The sequence below is a fragment of the Lentzea sp. NPDC054927 genome (assembly GCF_053610285.1).
Map to the genome: position 1 here is coordinate 61,920 of NZ_JBSGXZ010000034.1, position 21,986 is coordinate 83,905.

25 protein-coding genes and 1 tRNA gene are annotated in these 21,986 nt (G+C 68.4%); 12 read left to right on the forward strand and 14 right to left on the reverse strand.

The annotated features are described in order from the left end of the window. On the reverse strand, positions 1-660 hold the full coding sequence (locus ACWGE0_RS33225) for a GntR family transcriptional regulator (protein ID WP_452264858.1): 660 nt from the start codon (positions 658-660) through the stop codon (positions 1-3). Positions 661-713: 53 nt separating this feature from the next. On the opposite strand from ACWGE0_RS33225, the gene ACWGE0_RS33230 reads away from it, so the two are divergent. After that, entirely contained in the window at positions 714-1,430 is a 717-nt protein-coding gene (locus ACWGE0_RS33230) for a haloacid dehalogenase type II (protein WP_452264859.1), read from the forward strand. A gap of 43 nt (positions 1,431-1,473) precedes the next feature. On the opposite strand, the gene ACWGE0_RS33235 is transcribed toward ACWGE0_RS33230, so the two are convergent. Beyond that, the gene (locus ACWGE0_RS33235; RefSeq protein WP_452264860.1) at positions 1,474-1,944 is read right to left on the reverse strand and encodes a GatB/YqeY domain-containing protein; all 471 of its coding nucleotides are present in this window, start codon (positions 1,942-1,944) and stop codon (positions 1,474-1,476) included. A gap of 68 nt (positions 1,945-2,012) precedes the next feature. On the opposite strand from ACWGE0_RS33235, the gene ACWGE0_RS33240 reads away from it, so the two are divergent. The 4 genes from ACWGE0_RS33240 (at position 2,013) to ACWGE0_RS33255 (ending at position 4,029) form a co-directional block, all read left to right on the forward strand. Next, a complete protein-coding gene (locus tag ACWGE0_RS33240; RefSeq protein WP_452264861.1) occupies positions 2,013-2,966 on the forward strand; it encodes a metallophosphoesterase in 954 nt (317 codons plus the stop codon). Positions 2,967-2,985: 19 nt separating this feature from the next. Then, positions 2,986-3,059, forward strand: a tRNA-Pro gene (locus tag ACWGE0_RS33245). A gap of 438 nt (positions 3,060-3,497) precedes the next feature. Further along, positions 3,498-3,722, forward strand: a complete 225-nt coding sequence (locus tag ACWGE0_RS33250) for a hypothetical protein (RefSeq protein ID WP_452264862.1) — start codon at positions 3,498-3,500, stop codon at positions 3,720-3,722. A gap of 10 nt (positions 3,723-3,732) precedes the next feature. Then, positions 3,733-4,029 (forward strand): antibiotic biosynthesis monooxygenase family protein, encoded by a 297-nt coding sequence (locus ACWGE0_RS33255; protein WP_452264863.1) that lies wholly within the window; start codon positions 3,733-3,735, stop codon positions 4,027-4,029. On the opposite strand, the gene ACWGE0_RS33260 is transcribed toward ACWGE0_RS33255, so the two are convergent. Beyond that, positions 4,022-4,501, reverse strand: a complete 480-nt coding sequence (locus ACWGE0_RS33260; protein WP_452264864.1) for a GAF domain-containing protein — start codon at positions 4,499-4,501, stop codon at positions 4,022-4,024. The two genes, ACWGE0_RS33255 and ACWGE0_RS33260, sit on opposite strands and share 8 nt — an antisense overlap. A gap of 153 nt (positions 4,502-4,654) precedes the next feature. Here ACWGE0_RS33260 and ACWGE0_RS33265 point away from each other — a divergent pair, with 153 nt between their 5' ends. Continuing rightward, positions 4,655-5,404, forward strand: coding sequence for a heparin lyase I family protein (locus ACWGE0_RS33265; protein ID WP_452264865.1), 750 nt, complete (start codon positions 4,655-4,657; stop codon positions 5,402-5,404). On the opposite strand, the gene ACWGE0_RS33270 is transcribed toward ACWGE0_RS33265, so the two are convergent. Further along, positions 5,383-5,835: a DUF3291 domain-containing protein gene (locus ACWGE0_RS33270; RefSeq protein ID WP_452264866.1), complete on the reverse strand. Its 453-nt coding sequence runs from the start codon at positions 5,833-5,835 to the stop codon at positions 5,383-5,385. The genes ACWGE0_RS33265 and ACWGE0_RS33270 overlap by 22 nt on opposite strands. Next, positions 5,832-6,314: a hypothetical protein gene (locus ACWGE0_RS33275; protein ID WP_452264867.1), complete on the reverse strand. Its 483-nt coding sequence runs from the start codon at positions 6,312-6,314 to the stop codon at positions 5,832-5,834. The genes ACWGE0_RS33270 and ACWGE0_RS33275 overlap by 4 nt, the downstream gene beginning before the upstream one ends. Positions 6,315-6,452: 138 nt before the next feature. On the opposite strand from ACWGE0_RS33275, the gene ACWGE0_RS33280 reads away from it, so the two are divergent. The 3 genes from ACWGE0_RS33280 (at position 6,453) to ACWGE0_RS33290 (ending at position 10,539) form a co-directional block, all read left to right on the forward strand. Then, the gene (locus ACWGE0_RS33280) at positions 6,453-8,264 is read left to right on the forward strand and encodes a prolyl oligopeptidase family serine peptidase (RefSeq protein ID WP_452264868.1); all 1,812 of its coding nucleotides are present in this window, start codon (positions 6,453-6,455) and stop codon (positions 8,262-8,264) included. Positions 8,265-8,287: 23 nt separating this feature from the next. Continuing rightward, on the forward strand, positions 8,288-9,370 hold the full coding sequence (locus ACWGE0_RS33285; protein ID WP_452264869.1) for a hypothetical protein: 1,083 nt from the start codon (positions 8,288-8,290) through the stop codon (positions 9,368-9,370). Between the two features lie 134 nt (positions 9,371-9,504). Continuing rightward, positions 9,505-10,539 carry a BtrH N-terminal domain-containing protein gene (locus ACWGE0_RS33290; RefSeq protein ID WP_452264870.1) on the forward strand — a complete coding sequence of 345 codons (1,035 nt, stop codon included), beginning with the start codon at positions 9,505-9,507 and terminating at the stop codon, positions 10,537-10,539. Positions 10,540-10,558: 19 nt separating this feature from the next. Here ACWGE0_RS33290 and ACWGE0_RS33295 read toward each other — a convergent pair whose 3' ends face one another. The 3 genes from ACWGE0_RS33295 to ACWGE0_RS33305 form a co-directional block, all read right to left on the reverse strand. After that, on the reverse strand, positions 10,559-11,035 hold the full coding sequence (locus ACWGE0_RS33295; protein WP_319968970.1) for a Dps family protein: 477 nt from the start codon (positions 11,033-11,035) through the stop codon (positions 10,559-10,561). A 16-nt stretch (positions 11,036-11,051) separates the two neighbouring features. Next, positions 11,052-11,474, reverse strand: coding sequence for an organic hydroperoxide resistance protein (locus tag ACWGE0_RS33300; RefSeq protein WP_319968971.1), 423 nt, complete (start codon positions 11,472-11,474; stop codon positions 11,052-11,054). 79 nt (positions 11,475-11,553) lie between these two features. Then, positions 11,554-12,129 carry an NADPH-dependent FMN reductase gene (locus ACWGE0_RS33305; RefSeq protein ID WP_452264871.1) on the reverse strand — a complete coding sequence of 192 codons (576 nt, stop codon included), beginning with the start codon at positions 12,127-12,129 and terminating at the stop codon, positions 11,554-11,556. A gap of 65 nt (positions 12,130-12,194) precedes the next feature. Between ACWGE0_RS33305 and ACWGE0_RS33310 the strand changes: the two genes are divergently transcribed. Beyond that, a complete protein-coding gene (locus tag ACWGE0_RS33310; RefSeq protein WP_452264872.1) occupies positions 12,195-13,247 on the forward strand; it encodes an alpha/beta hydrolase in 1,053 nt (350 codons plus the stop codon). Here ACWGE0_RS33310 and ACWGE0_RS33315 read toward each other — a convergent pair. From ACWGE0_RS33315 to ACWGE0_RS33335, 5 genes are all read right to left on the reverse strand, one after another. After that, complete coding sequence (locus tag ACWGE0_RS33315; protein ID WP_452264873.1) at positions 13,223-14,413, reverse strand: MFS transporter; 1,191 nt, start codon at positions 14,411-14,413, stop codon at positions 13,223-13,225. The two genes, ACWGE0_RS33310 and ACWGE0_RS33315, sit on opposite strands and share 25 nt — an antisense overlap. Then, a complete protein-coding gene (locus ACWGE0_RS33320; protein ID WP_452264874.1) occupies positions 14,410-15,600 on the reverse strand; it encodes an MFS transporter in 1,191 nt (396 codons plus the stop codon). Before ACWGE0_RS33320 ends, ACWGE0_RS33315 begins: the two co-directional genes overlap by 4 nt. A 195-nt stretch (positions 15,601-15,795) precedes the next feature. Next, entirely contained in the window at positions 15,796-17,214 is a 1,419-nt protein-coding gene (locus ACWGE0_RS33325) for a gluconokinase (RefSeq protein WP_452264875.1), read from the reverse strand. A 66-nt stretch (positions 17,215-17,280) separates the two neighbouring features. After that, on the reverse strand, positions 17,281-18,345 hold the full coding sequence (locus tag ACWGE0_RS33330) for an aspartate-semialdehyde dehydrogenase (protein ID WP_452264876.1): 1,065 nt from the start codon (positions 18,343-18,345) through the stop codon (positions 17,281-17,283). Continuing rightward, a complete protein-coding gene (locus tag ACWGE0_RS33335; RefSeq protein WP_319968979.1) occupies positions 18,342-19,607 on the reverse strand; it encodes an aspartate kinase in 1,266 nt (421 codons plus the stop codon). Before ACWGE0_RS33335 ends, ACWGE0_RS33330 begins: the two co-directional genes overlap by 4 nt. 254 nt (positions 19,608-19,861) lie before the next feature. On the opposite strand from ACWGE0_RS33335, the gene ACWGE0_RS33340 reads away from it, so the two are divergent. Continuing rightward, on the forward strand, positions 19,862-20,935 hold the full coding sequence (locus tag ACWGE0_RS33340; protein WP_452264877.1) for a hypothetical protein: 1,074 nt from the start codon (positions 19,862-19,864) through the stop codon (positions 20,933-20,935). Beyond that, complete coding sequence (locus tag ACWGE0_RS33345; protein ID WP_452264878.1) at positions 20,935-21,495, forward strand: nitroreductase family protein; 561 nt, start codon at positions 20,935-20,937, stop codon at positions 21,493-21,495. The genes ACWGE0_RS33340 and ACWGE0_RS33345 overlap by 1 nt, the downstream gene beginning before the upstream one ends. On the opposite strand, the gene ACWGE0_RS33350 is transcribed toward ACWGE0_RS33345, so the two are convergent. Next, positions 21,481-21,981 carry an NUDIX domain-containing protein gene (locus tag ACWGE0_RS33350; protein ID WP_452264879.1) on the reverse strand — a complete coding sequence of 167 codons (501 nt, stop codon included), beginning with the start codon at positions 21,979-21,981 and terminating at the stop codon, positions 21,481-21,483. The two genes, ACWGE0_RS33345 and ACWGE0_RS33350, sit on opposite strands and share 15 nt — an antisense overlap. Positions 21,982-21,986 lie beyond the last annotated feature (5 nt).

The following is a 21,986-nucleotide window of genomic DNA, read 5'->3' on the forward strand; positions in this document are numbered from 1 at the left end:
TTACCGGCGTTCGGCGAGCATCTGCTTGAGCCGCTGGACGCTGGTGTCGATGTGGGCACTGATCTCGGCGACTGCCCGGTCGCGATCGCCCGCGCGGATGGCGTCGACGATGACCTGGTGCTCCGCGACGACCTCGTCCGGCGTCTCCTCCTTCGAGAGGACCGTGAGGTAGAAGCGCAGCTCCTGGGTCATCGCGGCGTAGAACTCGTCGAGCCGTGAGCTTTCGAGCGTGGCCACGATCGCCTGGTGGAAGGCCAGATCCCGATCGACGATCTTGTTCAGGTCGCCGGTTTTCGCGGCTTTCACGAGGTCGTCGAACGCGTCTGTGATCGCTTTGAGCTGCTCCGGGCGCGGAGTGCGGGCGGCGGCGGCCGTTTCCAGGCGTTCGCGGGCGGTGTAGAGCGCCTCGACGTTCTCCGGCGTCGGGGCGATGACGACGGCGCCCCGGTTGACCTCGTAGCGGACCAGGCCGGTCAGCTCGAGGATCCTGACGGCCTCGCGGATGGTGTTGCGAGCGACCCCCAGCTCGGCCGCGATCGCGCTCTCCCTGAGCCTGTCACCAGGGCCGAAAGCGCCGGCCATGATCCGTTCGGACAGGCCGTCGGCCAGCTGCTGGGCCGTGGTGGTGCGGCGCACTTCGAGGCCGTCGAGGGCTGACATGCGGCCAAGTCTAACCAGTTGCACTACAGTTGAACTGTACTACAGTTTGGGTCATGGACCTGACGGAGTTCAAGGCACTCAGCTTCGACTGCTACGGCACGCTCATCGACTGGGAGACGGGCATCGCCGCGGTGCTGTCGCCGTGGGCGCGCGACCAGGGGCTCGATCTTTCGGTCGAGGAACTGCTCCTCGCGTACGGGTCGCACGAGGCCGCGGTGGCGGCGGAGACGCCGTTCCGGCTGTATCCGGAGGTGCTGGCCACGGCGTTCCGTCGCACCGGCGCGGCGCTGGGGCGTGAGGTGAGCGACGAATGGGCGCAGCGGCTGGGCTCCTCGGTGCCGGACTGGCCGGCGTTCCCCGATTCGGCCGATGCGTTGGCACGCCTGGCTTCGCGCTACCAGTTGATCATTCTGTCCAACGTGCACCGCGCCGGGTTCGCGGGCAGCAACCGGCACCTGCGCGGGGACTTCGCGGCGATCATCACGGCGGAGGACGTCGGCGCGTACAAGCCGGCCGAGAACCACTTCCGGGCGTTGGACACCACGCTCGACTCGTTGGGCGTGGAGCGGTCCGGACTGCTGCACGTGGCGCAGAGCCTGTTCCACGACCACGTCCCGGCCAAGCGGGAGGGGCTGCCGTCGGTGTGGATCAACCGGCGGCGCGACAGGCCGGGCTGGGGCGCGACGCCCGAGCCGTCCGGCGAGTACAGCTACGACCTGGAGTTCGGGTCGATGGGCGAGTTCGCGGACGCGGTCGACAAGGCGTTCTGAGTTGGGGTGCCGCAGCGGTCGATCACCGCTGCGGCACTGCGTTCTAGCCGGCGAGCTTGGCCTTCACCGCGGCGGCCACCCGGCCACCCTCGGCGCGCCCGGCGACCTCGGCGTTGACGGCCTTCATGACCTGGCCCATCTGCTTCTGCCCCGGCGCCTCACCGAGCTGCGCGGCGACGGCGTCGAACGCCTTGTCCACAATGGACGCCAGCTCGGCGTCGTCGAGCTGCTTGGGGAGGTAGATCTCCAGCACGGCGAGTTCCTGGCGCTCCAGGTCGGCCTTCTCGGCCCGCCCGGCACCGTCGAAGGCCTCAGCCGCCTCCTTGCGCTTCTTCGCCTCGCGCGCGAGGACCTTCACGACCTCGTCGTCGGAGAGCTCACGGGCCTGCTTGCCCGAGACCTCCTCGTTCGTGACGGCCGTGAGCGCCATTCGCAACGCACCGGCCGTGACGGTCTCCCGTGCCTTCATCGCGACAGTCAGGTCGTTCTTCAGCCGCGTCTTCAAGTCCGCCATGGCGCAGAACGGTACCGCCCGCCGGATGCCGCGCCGATCGAGTTAACCGCCTTCCGTACCCTTGACACGTGAACAAGCTCGGCCGCGCACTCCTCGCCACGACCGCACTCGGCGCCGCAACCGTCGCTTACGCGGCGGGAATCGAGAGAAGGCACTGGACCCTGCGCACCGCCACGGTGCCCGTGCTGTCCCCCGGCGCCAAGCCGATCCGTGTGCTGCACATCTCAGACCTGCACATGACGCCCAACCAGGTGTCGAAGCAGCGCTGGGTGGCCGCGCTGGCCGACCTGAACCCGGACCTGGTCGTGAACACGGGCGACAACCTCGCCCACAAGGACGCCGTCCCCGGCGTGCTGCGCGCACTCGGCCCGTTGCTGGACAAGCCGGGCCTGTTCGTCTTCGGCAGCAACGACTACTACGCGCCTCGCTTGAAGAACCCGGTGCGCTACCTGCTGCCGTCCGCCAAGACCAAGCGCATCCACGGCGTGACACTCCCGTGGCGCGACCTCCGCGCCGGCATGATCGAGCGCGGCTGGGAGGACATGACCCACGTCCGCCGCACCATCACGGTCAACGGCCAAACCATCTTCGTGGCCGGCGTGGACGACCCGCACCTGAAGCGCGACCGCTACGTGGACATCGCCGGCACCCCGGACCCGAACGCGGCCCTGAGGCTGGGCATCACGCACTCGCCAGAACCGCGCGTGCTGGACCCCTTCGCCGCCGACGGCTACGACTTCGTGATGGCCGGCCACACCCACGGCGGCCAACTGCGCGTGCCGTTCTACGGCGCATTGGTGACCAACTGCGAACTGGACCGCGGCCGCGCCCGCGGTGTGTCGCGATGGGGTTCGCACATGTGGATGAACGTGTCCGCCGGCATGGGCACTTCGCCGTACGCGCCGGTGCGGTTCTGCTGCCCACCGGAGGCTTCGCTGCTGACCCTGGTTCCCCGGCCGGTTACACCTGGTCAGGGCCGAAACCAGGGGGTCCGATTCGGAGCTGGCGCGGACATGATGTAGAGTTCAACTCGTTCCCAGCCGGGGTGTGGCGCAGCTTGGTAGCGCGCTTCGTTCGGGACGAAGAGGTCGCAGGTTCAAATCCTGTCACCCCGATTGAATAACACAGGTCAGCCCCTGTCCATTTTGGACGGGGGCTGATTTGTTTTTGCACCCCTGTTTGCGACCCTGAGGGAATTCGGGGAGAGCGGGATCCGCGTCGAGGCGACTTGTCGACAAACCGCCCTCCGCTCGACCGCCAGAGGTCCCGGCGAGCTCAGAGGCGAAGGTCCTTCCTGTTTCGGATAAGGACACGAATCGCCGCCCCGAACCACTCGATCGTGTGACGCGGCTCGACACGGGCGGCCGCAGACGTCACCGTGCTTGTATGACGCAGTGCCATCGTTCCGCACCAAACTATACGGAACGTGCACGTGGCGTTAACCCCTACGAGTGAAGGTTGACGCTTCAACTCACGGTGCGTAACAGGCGCCTTGATCCACACGACGAAGCCTGTGGTTCGGCACTCGTTGAAAAGTCGGGAGATGTTCTGTGATGGACTCCGCCGCCGCCAAACCGGCCAACAGGTCGTGGATCGTCATAGCCGCAAAGTCCATTGTGGTCTTGCAAGTGCTGGCGATCGTCTACATGCTCACGTCGGCCTGGGTCACGGCCGCTGTGGCAATCGGATTCATCGTGGTTGTGGCCTCGATCAAGGCGTTGTCGCGTGCTTCGCGGCAGGTCGACCAGATCTTCGAGGACGAGCTGCGCCGGCAATAGGATCGGACGCATGCTGACGCGTGTGTCCGAGGCGCTCGTGAAGCCCGGCCGGGAGCAGGAGTTCGTCGAGCGGGTGTGGGAGCTCGTCAGGACCTTCCCGGAGAAGTACGAGGGCCTTGAAGGGCATGAGGTGCTCGTCGACGCCGATGATCCGCGGCGGGTTCAGTACGTGAGCCGGTGGCGGGACGAGCAGGCGCTCGAGAACTACGCCGGCAGGAACTGGCGCACCGACCCGGTGACGTTCCCGGACGAGGACGAGTACCTGCAGCGGCCGTTGGCGCTGCGGCACTTCCTGCACATCAGTTGATGAAGCCCCGCGCGGGCAGGCCCTCGGGGAACCGTTCCAGGGCGTCGCCGGCGACGGCGGCCAGTGACTCCAGCGTGGAAGTCTCTTCCGGGGTCGCGGTGTGCGGGATCGCCCAGTAGCAGCCGATCGCGCCGATGGGTTCCGGGCGCAGGATCGGGCACATCAGCAGGCTGCGCACGAATGTCGGCCGATACGCTTCTTGAGGAATCCTCGAATCGAAGCGGATGTCCCTGATCGCCACTGTTTGGCGGTGAATCATCGCCCAGCCGCTGATGCAGTTGACCGCGGGGAAGCGCTGGCCCTTCCACAGCGGGCTCATCGAGTCCTCGTCGGCGTAGTAGCAGAGATCGCCGTCTAGCAGCACCAACGTCGCGCCGTGGGCGGCCAGCGAGGAGCGTGCCGTGGTGCGGACGACCCGTTGCACTTCCTCCAACGTGGCTGCCCCAGCGAGGCGATCCATCGTTTCCGACATGTGTCAACGTTAACTCTCGCCAGGCCCTGCACCTAGTTATTCCTCTGCCTGAAGAAACTCTGGTGCGATCAATTGATCGCCGATACCGTGCTAATCACGCCGCAGACATCCGATCTATGCCTTCGCCGCGGGCGTTGCACAGGAGGAGATCTGATGCGCGCACATTGGGCGCTCGCAGCCGCACTCACCGCGATGCTGATCAGTCCGGCGCAAGCGCAGGCATCGGTGCTGTGGGAGGCGGATCCGGCCAAGGGACCGGCGGCCGTGTTCGACGGGCTGGAGCGCGATCCCGGCAGCATCACCACGGCTACCGACCCGACGTACGGGCCGTCGATCAAGTACGAGACCTGGGACTGGTCCGACGGCAAGGAGCGCTGCGAGAGCCGGGGCATGCGCAAGAACGGTTCGCCCTACCGGATAGGCACGGCGGATGTCGGCAAGACGTTCTACTTCGGCTGGCGGGCGAAGTGGGACGTCAACCCCAACGGCGGGCACTGGATCGCCGTCTACCAGCTGCACATTTCCGGGGCGAGCGGGTCGCAGCCCAAGTCCGGGCCGTTCGTCCTGCGCACCCTCGGCGACGGCAAGTTGCACTTCCAGCTCACCGCGCCCAGCGGTGGCAGCAAGCACATCTGGACCGTGCCGTTCCCGACCGGGCAGTGGAACGACTGGGTGATCGGCTTCAGGCTCAGCCGCGGCAACGACGGCTGGGTCGAGCTGTACCGCAACGGCGTGCAGCAGACGTTCGACAACGGCCAGAAGCGCTATGCCGGCGCCACGCTGTGGGGCACGCACGTCAACACCAAGTGGGGTGTCTACCGCTCGGGTCCCAACAGCGGGCGCGCCACGGCCTGGCTCAACAACGCCAAGCTCGGCACCAGTTACGCGGACGTCGCGCCGTAGGTCTGCTTCAGCGTGAACACATAAGACGACGGCCCGTGCGAACGCAGGTGCACCAACCGTTCCTCGGCTTCCGCGACCGGGGGCCGGTGGCCGGCGGGCACCCACCACAGCGCGGTCATCGCCTCGACCGGGTGGTGGAACCACTGGCGCTGGCCGCGCAGCACGGCCCGGTGGGCGTCGCCGTAGACGTAGGCCAGCAACGTCTCCGGCGACTCCCACACGGACATGTTCACGATCAGCCAGTCGTCGTCGAAGACGCGGATCGCGGTCGCGTCGCCCGCCTCGCCCTGCAGCCGCCAGCGGAAGCCGGGTGCGGCGTCCGCGACCGCGTTGACCGGGTCGAGGGCGTCGACGAAGTCCTTGAGCAGCGGGCTGTCCAACGGTTCCAGCAGCCGCGAGATGTTGACCTGGGCCAGCTCGAAGGAGGTCATCGGCGGTTCCGCGGCACGTGTCCCTGCGCCAGCGAGAGCTGGTGCTTCGCGACGATCCAGCGCTTCACGGCCGGGCGGGACGCGAGGACCAGGCTGAAGAGGCAGATCGCCAGCAGCAGGGCCGACGCCATCGACGGCACGAGCTCGGCGACGCCCCGGCTGACCGAACGGAACAGCGCCACCGCCAGCACCAGCGCGGTGAAGATGCCCGCCAGCTGCGAGGCGGCCGTGTTCGGGAAGTACGGGTGGTTGACCGAGAGCGCGCCCAGGGCGTTCAGCACTCCGAACCCGGCGACGACGGCCGCCAGCAGGATGCCGACGATCAGGGTGGCACCGGACATCAGGAAGCTCAGCAGCACGAACGCGGCGATGGCCAGCAGTCCGATCGCGAGCACCCAGTTCAGGATCGCCAGGATCGTGAGGTGCAGCGGCTTCGGCGGCAGCCAGCCGGGCCAGGGCTGTTGCTGCTGCTGATACATCGGAGGTGACTGGTGCGGGTGGCCCTGTGGTGGGCCGGGTGGTGGGTACGGCGGCCGCGCTGGTGGCGGCGCACCCCACTGTGGTGGTTGTGTCATCTGGAATCCCCCTAGAACGACGTCTGACTCTAGTGTTGGGACGTGACCACGCACCCTTCTCCCAACGTTCCGGAACAGCTTTTTGACGATCCGGCTGCCGAGGCCCGGTGGCGCGAGCGGTTCACCGCTCCGCGGATGAGCCTGCCCGGCTGGGCCGACGACGCACCGGACCACACGCTGTACGTCTCCAACGCGAGTGGCGTGTGGGAGATCTACGCCTGGGACCGGGCGAAGGACGAGCACCGCAAGGTCACCGACCGGCCGAACGGCACGTCGCACGCCACGCTGAACCCGGACGGCACCGAGATCTGGTGGTTCGACGACCACGACGGCGACGAGTTCGGTGTCTGGGTGCGCGAGCCGTTCGACGCTGACGGCAGCAAGGCCGAACCGGCGGTCAGCAGCGTGACGCCCGGCTACCCCGCCGGTCTGGAGATCGGCCGCACCGTGACGGCGGTGGCCGCCTCGACCGACGACGGCACCACCGTGTGGCTGGCCCGCAACGGCACGGCCGAGGTCATCTACCAGCACGTCAACGACGCCGGCGTCACCGCGCTGGCCAAGGACGAGTCGCTGGTCGTGATCGCGCACTCCGAGCACGGCGACAACCGGCACATGGCCCTGCGCGCGCTCAACGCCGACACCGGTGAGACCAGGGCCGAGAAGTGGGACGGCAAGGGCAAGGGCCTCGACGCCATCTCGTTCAGCCCGGTGCGCGGCGACCAGCGACTGCTGGTGCTGCACGAGCGCCGTGGCCGCGAGGAGCTGCTGATCTGGGACGTCGCCGCCGACACCGAACGGGAGATCGTCCTCGACCTGCCGGGCGAGGTCGCCGCCGACTGGTACCCGGACGCCAGCGCGCTGCTGATCGTGCACACCCACCACGCGCGCAACACCGTGCACCGCTACGACCTCGCGACCGGTGAACTGTCCACTCTGGACACCGCGCCCGGCGTGATCGGTTCGGCGGGCGTGCGGCCGGACGGCACCGTCGAGTACTCGTGGTCGTCCGCCGAGAAGTCCACGGTGATCCGCGCACTGGCCACCGACGGCACCGAGCGCGTGCTGGTCGAGCCGCAGGGCGCCAAGCCCGCGACCTCGGCGAAGCTCAAGGACGTGTTCGTCGGCGACGTCCACGCGATGGTCTCGAAGCCCGAGGGCGAGGGCCCGTTCCCCACGGTCTTCCTGATCCACGGCGGCCCGCACTCGTCCGACGAGGACCGCTTCTCCGCCTACCGCGCGGTCTGGCTGGACGCCGGGTTCGCCACCGTGCACGTGAACTACCGCGGCTCCAGCGGCTACGGCTCGAAGTGGCGTGACGCCATCGAGGGCAGGCCGGGCCTCACCGAGCTCGAGGACATCGCCGCCGTGCACGACTGGGCGATCGAGTCCGGGCTCACCGACGCTTCCAAGTCGGTCCTCAGCGGCGCGTCGTGGGGCGGCTACCTGACCCTGCTCGGCATCGGCGTGCAGCCGGAACGCTGGACCGTCGGCATCGCGGGCGTCCCGGTGGCGGACTACTTCGCCGCGTACGAGGACGAGATGGAACCGCTGCGGGCGTTCGACCGCGCGCTGTTCGGCGGCTCGCCGGAGGAACTGCCGGAGCTGTACAAGGAGTGCTCGCCACTCACGTACGTCGACCAGGTCACCGCGCCGGTGCTGATCCTCGCGGGCGAGAACGACCCGCGCTGCCCGATCCGGCAGATCGACAACTACCTCGACGCGCTCGCGGGCCGCGGGCACGCCTACGAGATGTACCGCTACGACGCGGGCCACGGCTCGTTGGTCGTCGCCGAGACGATGCGGCAGACGGCGGCCGAGGTGGACTTCGCTCGGCGGCATCTGGCGAAGTAGCGAGGCAGCTGGGGGCAGCCGAGATGGATCGTTGGCGGACAGCACGGCGATCGCTGTGGAAAGCGGCGATCGCCGTTGTCGCCGTGACCGGACTGCTGGTCGTGAGCGTGGTCGTCGCGATCTACCAGGCGACCCACGAACCGGACCAGCACTTCGACGAGTGGCCGTTGCGGGGCGGGCTGGCAGGCGACGAGGCGCTGCTGGCCCGCGCCGAGCAGGTCTGGCGCGACACGGGAGTCCCGGACGGCGACGTGATGCCACTGCACGCCGAACGGTTGTCGTCGCCGAACGTCGTGCAGGTGACCTTGTTCGGACACACGGCTGACGACCGGCCGGTCGTCGCGTTCGTGTCCAGTCCTGTCACGACCGGCACCCCGTCCGGCGACCGGTTGTTCGTGCGAGCGCTGAACTTCCCGGTGGAACGAGCGACGGCCGTCGGTTTCGTCGCCACCAACCCGGACCCCGCCGACCTGCCGTTCCCGGACGGAGGCAGCCTCGCCTTCGCGCTCTCGGCGCCGGGAGTGCCCAGCGCGCATGTCGTGTCTTCCGTCGGCGGCATCAGGGTGACCAGGCCCAGCCAGACGTTCTGGCAGGTCATGCCACGCGGCACCGGCGCGTGGAACAGCATGATCACCACCATGGGATCCACCGAGGCGCAGATGTGGCCGGCCACCGGAGTCCACGACCGGCCGTCGACGCGGGTCGGCACGGTCAGGTACGCCGACGGCACGGCCACCATCGACCGCGGGACGCCGGTGGCCGGGGACCTGGTCCTGGAGCAGCACAGGCTTCTCGGCGTGGTCACGGACGTCTCTGGCCTGGTCGACATCACCGCCGCCACCTGGGCGGCTCACGGCGAGGTGCGCACGCAGCACGCCGGTGTCCCCGGCAAGCTCACGTACCTGCCGACCGGCCACCTGTTCTTCACGCCTGGAGGGCCTGGCGAGATCACCGAGAACGACGGGGTGATGTTCATGAGCACGATCAATCCCGACGTCGTGGTCAGGGTGGGCAAGATGAGCCGGGCCGACGGCGGCTGGCAGGTGGACCGGTCCGCCTACCCGCCCTTCGCGCCGCGTGAGGCACAGGTCGTCACTCCCCGCTGAGCCAGCGACCGAAGTAGGATGGGTGACGGCGCTGCCGAGCGCCTCACCTCCTGATCGGTCACCCACGCTGACCGGCGTCGCGGAGGCAAAGGGGACTCCTGTCCTCCCGGCGCCGGTCGGTCGTTGTCTGTCGTGTGCACGAACGCAGCCCGGACGAGCACGAGCAAGGCGTGGGGAACGGCTCCGGCGCGTCCGCGAGAGGCAACGCCATGACCGAGCAGAAGTCGTTCAAGCGCCTGGTTCGCGCCCGGATGGAGCGCACCGGCGAGTCGTACACCACCGCGCGCAGGCACGTGCTCAAGGACGCCCGACCCGCCGGTCAGATGCACGATTCGTGGCTGTTGCGGGAGATGCTCGACGACGAGTGGTCCGAGGCGATGCTGGCCGGGCTCGCAGGTGGCATCGGGTTCATGTACTTCGTGTTCGAGTACAAGGGGCACGCGCCCACGATGACCATCGTCGCGCGGCACCACCCTGCGCCGTTCATCCCTACCGCGCTGCAGCATGCGGGCATCGCCCACGACGTCACGTCCACCACGTCCGCGCGCAAGGCCGAACAGCAGCTGCGATCAGCTGACGGGCCGGTGATCTGCTTGCTGGGCAAGGAGAAGCACCCCGTCGGCGTGCTCGGCGTCGACGACGACGCGGTCACGGTGCACAACCACGGCACCAACACCCAGTCGCTCAGCGAGTTCATGGCGAGCTGGGGGCAGGGCAAGCACGAGATGATCAGCGTCGGTGAACGGACGGGCGAGCCCGACGTGGCCGCGGCCGTGCGGATGACGTGTGAGCACCTCACGGGGCCGGTGCTGGGCAACAACTTCGACGTGAACTTCGGCTTCTCCGGTATGCGCAAGCTCGCGGAACAGTTGCGCGACAAGGGGAAGAAGGGCTGGGCCCAGCGGTGGGCCGACGATCCCGGCTTCGTGCGGCAGCGGCTGCACGACTGCCTGGAGGTCGAGTTCACGGCGCCGGGTGCCACTCGCCCGCTCTACGCCGAGTTCCTGACCGAGGCGGGACTGCCTGGCGCACAGGAGTTCCGGCAGTCGGGGAAGCTCTGGTCCGAGATCGCCAAGGGCGGCGACTACGAGGAACTGGCCCAGAAAGTCGACGAGGCCCGTTCCGTCGAGGAACGGGCCATCCGTCAACTCATGAGCTGGGCCGGCTGAGAACCGGGCCCACTGAGAACTAGGCCGACTGGGCCTGCCACATCCAGTGCGCCTGCTCCAGTTCCTGCGTGATGCCGATCAGCAGGTCCTGGGTGACGAGGTCCGGCTTGTCGGTCTCGTCGATGCGGGTGCGCATGCGGGCGATGAGCTTGCCCAGCGAGGACGTGATCGCGGTGACGACCTGTTCCTCCTTCAGCCAGCCGGTCTCGATCTCGGGCACGCCGGACGACGCGGCGATGGTCTTCGCCGTGCCGTTCGGCGTGACGCCGAGGGCGGCCGCGCGTTCGGCGACCTGGTCGGCGGCGTTGCGCGCCAGGACGACCAGTTCGTCGAGCTGAAGGTGGACGCTGCGGAAGTTCTTGCCGATCACGTTCCAGTGCGCCTGCTTCCCGATCAGGGACAGGTCGACGAGGTCGACGAGCGTTGCCTGCAGCACGGTTCCGACGGCATCGCGATCAGCGTCGGACAGCGGGCTGGTGATCGGGTTCTTGGCCATTGTTGAACGCGCCTCCTCAGACGGTGACGGTGAGCGCCACCTCGATGTTGCCGCGCGTCGCGTTGGAGTACGGGCAGACCTGGTGGGCCTGCTCGACGAGCTTCTCCGCGACCGCCTGGTCGAGTCCGGGGATGTTCACCGCGAGCGCGACGGTCAGCTGGAAGCCGCCCGTGCCGTTGGAGCCGATCCCCACCTTGGCGGTTACCTCAGAAGAAGCGACCTGAATCTTCCCGGCGCGCGCGACGGCCGAGAGCGCGGAGTTGAAGCAAGCCGCGTAGCCGGCCGCGAACAGCTGCTCGGGGTTGGTCGCGTCGCCGCCGGGGCCGCCCATCTCCTTCGGGACCGACAGCACCTCGTCGATCACACCATCGGATGAACGAACCTCGCCGTTGCGGCCTTCGCCGTAAGCAGTCGCCTCAGCCGTGTACAGCGCTTCCATTCCGCTCTCCCTTGAGTCAGTGGTTTTGTTACCCACGGGTTAGAACGGATCGCGCACGACTTATCTGCCCGATCGTGATTCAGTTCACGTCCAGATGAGACGCCTGACGCAGCGCGAACTCGGCGACCTGGCGCCCGATGACGCGGAGATTCCTGTCCACGTCGGCGTCTGAGCAGGCACCATCGCCGTCGAATTTCACCTGCGCGGAGTTGATCGCCGCACCCAACGGCGTCGGCCAGCCGCGCAGCGCGTGCACGATCGAACGGACCGCCGCGAGCGTGTTCACCGCGGCCTGCCAGCCGTACGCGGCGGTGATGGTGCCGACCGCGCGGCCGTCGAGGTACGGGCGGTCGTCGTCGCGCAGGTCCTCGATGTAGTCGAGGGCGTTCTTGACCAGACCGGACACGGTGCCGTGGTAGCCGGGCGACACGAGGATCACGCCGTCGGCCCTGCGCAGGTCCTCGACCATCCGCAGGGCGACGTCGGTGCGCTCCGGCACGGACGGGTCGTAGAAGGGAAGCACCAGCTCAGGGCCGCTGTACTGGATCGTCTCCGCCCCGAGTTCGCGAGCACCCTCCAGCGCCACCCGCAGCGCCCGCTCGGACTGCGAGTCGGACCTGATCGAGCCCCCGATGCCCACCACCGTCACCGTCATGACATCGATCCTTCCACCTCCAGATACCTGGAGATCCAGCCGTACTCGCGAGTAACCTGCAACACATGTCGAACTTCCAGGCCGGCGTACTGGCCGGTGCACTGCGCTTCGCGTTCGGTCTCCCCGGTCCGTTGCGCCGACTCATCGCCGGTGACCCGATCTACCTGGATGGCCAGTACCTGCACCCGGAAGCACAGCTGCTGCTGAAGCTCGCACATCTGTCGGGGACGGACTGGCGCACGAAGACAGCGTCCGAGAGCCGGCTAGACCTGGAGTTGAGTTCGAAGCTCGTCTCCGGTCCGAAGATCACCGGAGTGGGCGCGCGCGACCTCACGATCGGCGAGTTCGCCGGTCGGCTCTACACGCCGCGGCTGCTCCCGACCGGCTCGCCGTTGTTGATCTTCTACCACGGTGGCGGCTGGGTCACCGGTGGCCTGGAGACCCACGACAACCTGTGCCGGTTCCTCGCGAAGGAAGCCGGGGTGCGCGTGCTGGCGGCCGACTACCGGCTCGCCCCCGAGCACCCGTTCCCGGCGGCGGTCGAGGACGCGGCCGAGGTGCTGCGCTACGCCGTGGCGAAGGCGGAGGACCTGGGCATCGACGCGAACCGGATCGCGCTGGGCGGCGACAGCGCGGGTGGCAACCTGGCCGCGGTCACCGCGCACAGCGCCGAGACAGACATCGCGTTCCTGCTGCTCTTCTACCCCGGTGTGGACGCGTCGGTGCGCCGCCGGTCGCGGGAGATCTTCGGCAACGGGTTCTTCCTGACCGACGAGAAGATGGACTGGTTCCTCGACCAGTACAGCGCCGGTGGCCAGGACCGCCACGACCCGCGGTTGTCGATCATGCTCGCCGACGACCTGTCGAAGCTGCCGCCCACCTACATCGCGACCGCGGGCTACGACCCGTTGCGCGACGAGGGCGAGGCCTTCGCCGACCGCCTGGCCGCCGAGGGCGTGCCGGTCGTGCTGCGGCGCCACGAAGGACTGTTCCACGGCTTCGCGAACGTGCTCGGCGTCGGCGGGATCTTCCGCGAGGCCGTGTCCGAGGCCGTCGGCGCGCTGCGGACCGGCTTCGCGCTGGCCAACTCCGCTCAGGACGTGGCGGAGACCGCCTGATCCTGCCTGGACCGGCTCTGGCGGGAGAACACCCAGCCGAGACCGGCGACGGCCAGTCCGGCCAGTCCCGCGACGACGAAGCCGAGCGGGGGTCCGCTGTGGTCCACGGCAACCCCCGCCAGCGGCTGACCTGCCGCGACGCCGAACGTGAAGGCCGAACCCTGCAGTCCCAGCGCCAGCCCGCGCGCTGAGGCCGGCGCGTGCTTGCTGATCAACTCCGTCGAGGCGGCGATGGTCGGCGCGCACAGCAGGTTCATCGGGATGAGCGCGATGGCCAGCAACGCCACGCTGCCGTCGCCGAGGCCGACCGGGATCTCGAGCAACGCCATGCCCGCCAGCAACACCACCCCGCCCGGCACCCGTTTGAGGCTGCCGTAGACGAGCCCGCCGAGGGCCGAGGCCGCGCACATCACCACGAAGACCAGGCCGAGCCAGCTCTGCTGACCCGTGCGTTCCAGCGACGCGATCGACGCGATCTCCATGCCGGACAACGTCATCGTGGCGCCGAACGGGATGATCAACGCCGCGATCACCGGTCCGCGCAACCACTCCTTCACCTTGGGCTGAGGACCGGTGACGTCCTCGTCCTCGTGCACCAGCACCGGGTTCACCACGAACAGCACCGCGCTGGCGACCAGGATCGCCACACCGATCGCGATGAGCGCCGTGGCGGTCGAGAACTTCGTCGCGATCAGCACGCCCGCCGCGGGCCCGACCATGAACGACAGCTCGACCGAGATCGAGTCCAGCGAGAACGCCGGCCGCCGCTGCGCCGCGGGGATGAGCGCGGTGAGCGCTTGGCGGCCGATCGACATCATCGGCACCGCCACCAGCCCGTTTGCGAACGCCAGCACCAGCAGCAGGTAGTAGTCCATCAGCGGCGCCGTCACCCAGAAGACGCCTTCGAGCAGGCTCAGCGCCAGCGTGATCCGCAGCCCCTTGCTGTCGACCAGCTTGCCCATCAGCGGGGACCCGAAGCCGAGGCCGATCATCGTCGCGAAACCGACGGCGCCGGCCGCCGCGTAGCCCTTGTCGAGCGTGGTGACGACGTGCAGGGTCACCGTGACGCCCGCCGCCGTCGGGGGGATCCTGGCGAACAGCATCAGCAGCATCAGGGGCCGTACCCCGGGCAGCGCCAGGACGTGTTTGAACGGGGCGAGGTTCACGGTGCCATCGTCGCCCCGGTGGCAACCGGTTTGCCCTGCCGGGCCAGCAGCCAGGCGACTCCCGCGACCAGCAGTCCGACGACGCCGACCACCGCGAACCCGAGCGGAGCGCCGCTGTGGTCGACCGCGACACCGGCGAGCGGGGCGCCGATCGCGCCGCCGACGGTGAACGCCGACCCCTGCAGACCCATCGCCAGGCCGCGGGCGGTGGGTGGCGCGAGCCTGCTGATGTGCTCACCCGCGGCCGCGATCAACGGCGCGCACATCAGGTTCATCGGCACGAGGAGCAGGCAGAGCAGCAGCACGTTGCCGTCGCCCAGGCCCACCGGAATCTCCAGGGCCGCCATGAGCACCAGCAACACCAGCACGCTGGGCACCCTCTTCACGCCGCCGTAGACCAAACCGCCCACGATCGACGCCGCGCACATCGCGAAGAACACCACGCCCAGCCAGCTCTGCTTGCCGATGTGTTCGAGCGACGCGATCGCCGAGACCTCCATGCCCGCGAGGCACACGGTCGCGCCGACGCACACGACCAGCACGGCGACGATCCGGCCACGCATCCACTCGACGATCTTCGGCTGAGGCCCGTCGACGACCTCGTCCTCGTGCACCACCGGCGGGTTCGCCCAGTACAGCAGCACGCCCGTGATCAGGATCGAGGCGCCGATGAACAGCAACGCGGCGTTCGTGGAGAACCTCGTCGCGACGAACACGCCGAGCGCCGGCCCGCCCATGAACGACAGCTCGACGGAGATCGAGTCGACCGACAACGCGACCCGGCGCTGGCTCTCCGGCACGAGCGCGGTGATGACCTGCCGTCCGATCGACATCATCGGCACGCCGAGCAGGCCCACGCCGAACGAGGTGAACAGCAACGTCCAGTAGCCCATCAACGGCGCGGTGAGCCAGAACGCCGCGGAGGCCGTGACGCTGATCGTGAGCATCGCGCGCAGGCCGCGTTCGTCGATCAGCCTGCCCATCAGCGGAGCGCCCAGCCCCATGCCGATCGTGCCCGCCGCCCCGACCAGTCCCGCCGCGCCGTATCCCTGATCCAGGGTGACCGCGACGTGCAGCGTGAGGATCACGCCGGTCGCCGCCGGAGGCATCCTCGCGAAGAACATCAGCAGTGCGAGAGAGCGAACCCTGGGCAGCATGAGGACGTGTTTGAAAGGGGCGAGATCCACGTCCTCATCCTCACGCGGACTGCAAAATGTTTAACCCTTCGTTTTCTTGATGTGTTCAAGATCGCAGGACTAAGGTGATGGCCGTGGCAGCCCTGGACCACCTCGTGTGTCGCGAATGCGGCCGAGTCGAGGACGTCGACTGCGTCTTCGAACCGGCGATGGAGCTCGCCGGTTTCCACGTCGAACGCGCCGAGGTCACGTTCTGGGGCCGGTGCCCTCGCTGTACAGCTCCTCCAGCGCCCGGTACGCCTTCGCCACGAACGGTCGCGCCTTCGCGTACCTCGTGATCGCGTCCTCGTCCGGCGTGATCGTCCGCGTCGGCCGCACGAGGTCGACGGTCAGCGACTCGATCTCGCCCAGCGCCCGCCACGCCAGCAGCGCCGCGCCCACGGCCGAACCACCGCTGTCCTCGGCGAGGTGCAACGGCATGCCGAGCGTGTTCGCCAGGGTCTGCGCCCAGATCGGAGCGCGGAACGCACCACCGGTGATCCGCAGCGACTCGACGTGCGGGACCGCGTCCAGCACCAGTGCGAGCTGCTGACACACGCCCTCTACCAGCGCTTTCGTGATCTGCTGCGGCGTGTGTTCGCGACGCAGGCCCAGCAACGCGGCGTGCGCGGTCGGATCCCACCACGGCGCCCGTTCGCCGAGCAGGTACGGCAACGCGACCAGTCCGTCCGAGTTGACCTGCTCAGCTTGTTCCAGCAGGTCGCCGACCGGAATGTGGAACGTCTCGGACGCCCACTGCGCCACCACGCCGCCGTTGCTGATCGCGCCGCCGCGGACCCACAGCCCCTCGGCGATGGCGTAGCTGAACGTGCGGCCCTCGTCGTCGATGCCAGGCCCCTGCTGGGCCACCCGGAGCGCACCCGACGTGCCGAGCGAGACCGCGCCGGCGCCGGGGGTGGCCGCGCCGACCCCGAGGTTGCCGAGCGGCCCGTCACCGCCACCGACGATGACCGGGATGCCCTTTCGCAGCCCGGGAATCTCGGCCTTCAACGGCGTGGAGTGCGTGGGCTCGACCAGCGGTGGGAGCTGGTCCGCGGTGACGCCGGCGAACTCCAGCGACGGCTCGTGCCACTGGAGCGTGTGGACGTTCATCAGGCCCGTGCCAGAGCCGGACGAGTGCTCGTTGATCAGCTCGCCGGTGAGGTGCAGGTGCACGAAGTCCTTGATCTCGCACCACTTCGCGGCGCGGACACCGTTCTCGTGGAACCAGGCGAGCTTCATCAACGGCGTGAACGAGTGGATCGGGGCGCCGGTCGCCCGGTGCAGTTCGCGGCCTTCGTCGGTGCCCCGCAACCGTTCGGTCTGCTCCACCGCGCGGTTGTCTGCCCAGCTCAACGCCTCCGTGACCGGACGCAGGTCAGCGTCCAGGCCCATGATCGAGTGCATGGCACCGGTCAGCGCGATGGCGCGGACATCCTCGGAGGCCAGCTCGCGGATCGCGTCGAACGCGGCGTCGAGCACCTGCTGCGGATCGTGTGTGGCCTCGAGACCGCTGGTGCGCATGGGATAGGCGCGTTCGGTGGAAGCGACCACCCGAGCCTGCGCGTCCACTGCGACGACTTTGGTGGCAGTGGTGCCGAGGTCTACCGCGAGGACGATCTCCATGAACGTCAGCCTAGAACGCGAAGGGCCCCTGCCGTTCGCACGACAGGGGCCCTCACGTCACAGCGTTCAGAGGCGCTTCGCGAGTTCTTCCGCGACCTCGTAGGTGTTCAGCGCGGCACCCTTGCGCAGGTTGTCACCGCACACGAAGAAGTCCAACGTGTTCGGGAAGTCCAGCGCCTGACGCACGCGGCCCACGTACGTCGGGTCCTCGCCCACCATGTCGGCGGGCGTCGGGAAGCGCTTCGCGGCCGGGTCGTCGACCAGCACGATCGACGGCTGCTCCTCGAAGATCTTGTGCGCCGCCTCGACGGTGACCTCGCGGGCGAACGTCGCGTGGACGGACAGCGAGTGCGTGGTCACGACCGGGACGCGCACGCAGGTGGCCGAGACCTTCAGGTCCGGGATGCCGAGGATCTTGCGGGCCTCGTTGCGGACCTTCAGCTCCTCGGACGTCCAGCCGTCGTCCTTCAGCGAACCCGCCCACGGCACCACGTTCAGCGCCAGCGGGGCCGGGAACGGCGAGTCGGAGATGGGCAGGCCGGCTGCCTCCAGCGTCGCGCGGACGTCGCCCGCGACGACACCGACCTCCTTGCCGGCCAGCGCGCTGATCTCGGCGTACAGGCGGTCGATCGCCGCCTGGCCACCGCCGGACGCGGCCTGGTAGGAGGCGACGACCAGTTCCTTGAGCTCGAACTCGCGGTGCAGGGCACCGAGCGACGCCATCATCGACAGCGTCGTGCAGTTCGGGTTCGCGATGATGCCGCGCGGACGGTTGTTGATCTGGTCGGCGTTGACCTCCGGCACGACCAGCGGCACGTCCGCGTCCATCCGGAACGCGCCGGAGTTGTCGATCGCGACCGAGCCGCGCTCGGCGGCGATCGGGGCCCACTCGGCGGAGACCTCGTCCGGTACGTCGAACATCGCGATGTCCACGCCGTCGAACGCCTCGGGCGAGAGCGCGATGACCGTGACGTCCTGGCCGCGCACGTTGATCTTCTTGCCCGCCGAGCGCGGGGACGCGATCAGCCTGATCTCGCCCCACGGCACGGTGGACCGGGTGTTGATGATGTCGATCATGACGGTGCCGACGGCACCGGTCGCGCCTACCAGCGCGAGCACGGGGGCAGTCATCGTCCAGTCCCTGCGTAAACGACGGCCTCTTCGTCGGTGCCCAGGTCGAACGCGTCGTGCAGGGCACGGACGGCGTCGTCGAGCTGGGTGTCGCGGCAGATGACCGAGATGCGGATCTCCGAGGTGGAGATGATGTCGATGTTGACGCCGGCCGTGGCCAGCGCCTCGCAGAACGTCGCCGTGACGCCGGGGTGCGAACGCATGCCCGCGCCGATCAGCGACACCTTGCCGACGTGCTCGTCGTACAGGACCTGGTCGAAGCCGATCTCGCCGCGCGACTTCTCCAGTGCCGCGACCGCGCGCGGGCCGTCGACCTTGGCCAGCGTGAACGTGATGTCGGTGCGGCCGGACGCGGCCTGCGAGACGTTCTGCACGACCATGTCGATGTCGAGCTCCGCCTGCGCCACCACCCGGAAGATCTTGGCCGCGATGCCCGGGTGGTCCGGCACGGCGGTGACAGTGATCTTGGCCTCGGACCGGTCGTGCGCGACGCCGGTGATCATCGCCTGTTCCACGTGAAGGTCCTCCACTGAACCGGACACGATGGTTCCGGTCTTGTTGCTGAACGAAGAGCGGACATGCACGGGCACGTTGTAGCGGCGGGCGTACTCCACACAGCGGAGCATCAGCACCTTGGCGCCACACGCGGCCATCTCGAGCATTTCCTCGTAGGTGATCGTGTCGAGCTTCTTCGCGTTCGGCACGATGCGCGGGTCGGCGGTGTAGACGCCGTCCACGTCGGTGTAGATCTCGCACACGTCGGCTTTGGTCGCGGCCGCGAGCGCCACCGCGGTGGTGTCGCTGCCGCCACGGCCGAGCGTCGTGATCTCCTTCGAGTCCTGGGAGACGCCCTGGAAGCCCGCGACGATCGCGATGGCCCCCTCGGAAGTCGCGTCCTGGATCCGGCTCGGCGTCACGTCGATGATCCGCGCTTTGCCGTGCACCGAAGTCGTGATCACGCCGGCCTGCGAGCCCGTGTAGGAGCGCGCCTCGGCACCGAGCGAGTTGATCGCCATCGCGAGCAGTGACATCGAGATGCGCTCACCCGAGGTGAGAAGCATGTCGAGCTCACGCGCGGGCGGCACCGGCGAGACCTGGCGGGCGAGATCGAGCAGTTCATCAGTCGTGTCACCCATGGCGGACACGACGACAACGACGTCGTTCCCCGCCTTCTTGGTCGCGACGATGCGCTCGGCCACGCGTTTGATCCGCTCGGCGCTTCCAACCGATGAACCGCCGTACTTCTGGACGACGAGCGCCACCGACCTGACCTCCTTCGCGCGACTAAAACCCCACGTCGAAGGCAGCCTACCCGGACCACCTGGTGAGACTCTGGAGCCGTGATGCGCGTGACTACTCTGTCCGGGTGTCGTCGACCGCCGATGTCGTGGAGGCCCCAGCAGCCGTGCATGAGAGCAATGCGCCCTCACGGTTGGCCGAGGCGCTCAGACATCCAGTTGCGCTCTGGACGGCGCCCGCACTGATCTACCTGTTCGTTCGCCAGGTAGGTCTCTTCGTGCTGCAGCTCGTCGTCGAGTACCAGAACAAGATCAACGGCAGGGCCGACACCGCCACCGACAACCTCAAGTCGTGGGACGGCGAGTGGTTCCTCGGAATCGCCTCCGGGGGCTACAACGACGTGCCGCTGCGCCTCACCGACGCGGCCGGCAAACGCTCGGCCGAGACGCCGCTGGCGTTCTTCCCCGGCTACCCCGCCCTGATCAGGTGGATCGACGGTCTGCCGGGCGTGGACGCGGTGGGCGCGGCCTTCGCGGTGAGCCTGATCAGCGGCCTGTTCTGCACCTACGGCCTGTTCGTGCTCGGCCGCGCGGTCCGCGGCGGTTCGTCCAAGGCCGGTCTGATCTTCGTGACGCTGTTCGCCGCGTCCCCGATGGCCGTCGTGCTGTCCATGACCTACTCCGAGGCCACGTTCTGCGCGTTCGCAGCGTGGGCGCTGGTAGGCGTGGTGAAGAAGCGCTGGATCCTCGCTGGCGTGTGCTGCGCGGCGGCAGGCCTGGTCCGCCCGACTGCGGCAGCCCTGATCGCAGCGGTCGGCCTCGCGGCGCTGGTAGCGGTGATCGCCGACAAACGCGACTGGCGAGCGTGGCTCGGCGGCCTCATCGCACCGCTGGGCCTGCTCGGCTACCTCGGCTGGGTGGCGATCCGCACCGGCGACCTGACCGGCTGGTTCGGCGTGCAGCAACGCGGCTGGGGCTCGAGGTTCGACGGCGGCGGCGCCACCATGAAGTTCGCCTTCGAACACCTCGGCAACCCCCGCTCCGAACTCGAAACCGGCACGGTCTGGCTGCTGATCCTGGCGATCGTCCTGGTCGTCTACGCCTTCCAGCGACGCATGGAATGGCCGCTGATCGCCTACGGCATCGGCGTGCTGGTCATGGACATCGGCTCGAACGGCCTGATGAACTCCAAAGCCCGCCTGCTCCTGCCCGCGTTCACCCTGCTGCTCCCGCTGGCCCTGGTCCTGGCGCGCCGCAAGACCTCCACGGTCCTGACCGTCCTGGGCCTGGCAACGCTGTTCAGCGCCTGGTTCGGCGCCAACGCCCTGGCCGTTTGGCAGTATGCGATCTGATGAACGAGCTGATCTCGAAACGCTGGAGCCCGCGCGCCTTCGACACCGAGGCAACGCTTTCCGACGACGACCTCCGCACCCTGCTGGAAGCCGCCCGCTGGGCCCCGTCCCACGGCAACAGCCAGCCGGCCCGCTTCGTCCTCGGCAAACGCGGCACCCCGACGTTCGACGCGATCTTCGAAACCCTCCGCCCAGGCAACAAGACCTGGGCCTTCCGCGCCTCCGCACTGCTCATCGGCTGCGTGATCACCGGCGACGATCGCGGCGACCTGCCCAACATCGAGTTCGGCCTGGGCCTGGCCATGGAGAACATCGCCCTGCAAGCCGTGGACATGGGCCTGATCGCACACATGATGGGCGGCTTCGACAAAACAGCCGCCCACTCCGCCTTCTCCATGCCCGACGACGTACGCCCGTTGGTCGTCATGGCTCTGGGACACCAGGGCCGGCTGGAAGACCTCCCCGAAGACCTTCAAGCCCGCGAACAGCGCGAACGCCGCCGCCACCCGCTGTCCGAAACCGTCTTCACCGGCACCTGGGGCGAGTCACCCTTCGCATGAGAAGTACTTCCGCGCGACATCACTGTGCAGCGGAAACGCCAACGGCTCCCGCTCAAAGATGACCTTGCGCTCAGACGCCTCGTCGTTCGGCACGAACGGCGGCAAGTCCTCGATGTCGATCACCGGCGCCGTGGCGAACATCAACACCGTTCCCCCGTCCGGCGTCGACACGAAGTGCAACGGCTGCAACGCATCGGGGTCGACAAGCACGTTCGCTTCTTCTTCGAGCTCACGCGCCGCACTCTGCTGCCACGACTCGCCGGACTCCATGAACCCGCTGACGAACGCCAACTCCCCCACCGGCGGAATGGCCCGGCGCACGGTCAACAACCCGGTCCGCGCCCCGTCCTTGACCGGCACCAGCAACACGACAACCGGCGACGGGTTCGCCCACACCATGTGCCCGCAACTGCCGCACTTGCGCGGGTACCCGGACGTGTCCGCGTACCGAGTGCCACAGCTGTTGCAGAAGTCGTCGCGCGCCATGCACA

What these genes read in the sequence shown, in the direction of transcription:
- ACWGE0_RS33270 (WP_452264866.1), bottom strand. Translation starts at nt 5,835, where the DNA reads ATGACCTCCTTCGAGCTGGCCCAGGTCAACATCTCGCGGCTGCTGGAA.
- ACWGE0_RS33260 (WP_452264864.1), bottom strand. Translation starts at nt 4,501, where the DNA reads ATGTCGGAAACGATGGATCGCCTCGCTGGGGCAGCCACGTTGGAGGAA.
- ACWGE0_RS33285 (WP_452264869.1), top strand. Translation starts at nt 8,288, where the DNA reads ATGGATCGTTGGCGGACAGCACGGCGATCGCTGTGGAAAGCGGCGATC.
- ACWGE0_RS33325 (WP_452264875.1), bottom strand. Translation starts at nt 17,214, where the DNA reads ATGGAGATCGTCCTCGCGGTAGACCTCGGCACCACTGCCACCAAAGTC.
- ACWGE0_RS33275 (WP_452264867.1), bottom strand. Translation starts at nt 6,314, where the DNA reads ATGTATCAGCAGCAGCAACAGCCCTGGCCCGGCTGGCTGCCGCCGAAG.
- ACWGE0_RS33300 (WP_319968971.1), bottom strand. Translation starts at nt 11,474, where the DNA reads ATGGAAGCGCTGTACACGGCTGAGGCGACTGCTTACGGCGAAGGCCGC.
- ACWGE0_RS33235 (WP_452264860.1), bottom strand. Translation starts at nt 1,944, where the DNA reads ATGGCGGACTTGAAGACGCGGCTGAAGAACGACCTGACTGTCGCGATG.
- ACWGE0_RS33250 (WP_452264862.1), top strand. Translation starts at nt 3,498, where the DNA reads ATGGACTCCGCCGCCGCCAAACCGGCCAACAGGTCGTGGATCGTCATA.
- ACWGE0_RS33230 (WP_452264859.1), top strand. Translation starts at nt 714, where the DNA reads ATGGACCTGACGGAGTTCAAGGCACTCAGCTTCGACTGCTACGGCACG.
- ACWGE0_RS33255 (WP_452264863.1), top strand. Translation starts at nt 3,733, where the DNA reads ATGCTGACGCGTGTGTCCGAGGCGCTCGTGAAGCCCGGCCGGGAGCAG.
- ACWGE0_RS33265 (WP_452264865.1), top strand. Translation starts at nt 4,655, where the DNA reads ATGCGCGCACATTGGGCGCTCGCAGCCGCACTCACCGCGATGCTGATC.
- ACWGE0_RS33310 (WP_452264872.1), top strand. Translation starts at nt 12,195, where the DNA reads ATGTCGAACTTCCAGGCCGGCGTACTGGCCGGTGCACTGCGCTTCGCG.
- ACWGE0_RS33350 (WP_452264879.1), bottom strand. Translation starts at nt 21,981, where the DNA reads ATGGCGCGCGACGACTTCTGCAACAGCTGTGGCACTCGGTACGCGGAC.
- ACWGE0_RS33225 (WP_452264858.1), bottom strand. Translation starts at nt 660, where the DNA reads ATGTCAGCCCTCGACGGCCTCGAAGTGCGCCGCACCACCACGGCCCAG.
- ACWGE0_RS33345 (WP_452264878.1), top strand. Translation starts at nt 20,935, where the DNA reads ATGAACGAGCTGATCTCGAAACGCTGGAGCCCGCGCGCCTTCGACACC.
- ACWGE0_RS33305 (WP_452264871.1), bottom strand. Translation starts at nt 12,129, where the DNA reads ATGACGGTGACGGTGGTGGGCATCGGGGGCTCGATCAGGTCCGACTCG.
- ACWGE0_RS33295 (WP_319968970.1), bottom strand. Translation starts at nt 11,035, where the DNA reads ATGGCCAAGAACCCGATCACCAGCCCGCTGTCCGACGCTGATCGCGAT.
- ACWGE0_RS33330 (WP_452264876.1), bottom strand. Translation starts at nt 18,345, where the DNA reads ATGACTGCCCCCGTGCTCGCGCTGGTAGGCGCGACCGGTGCCGTCGGC.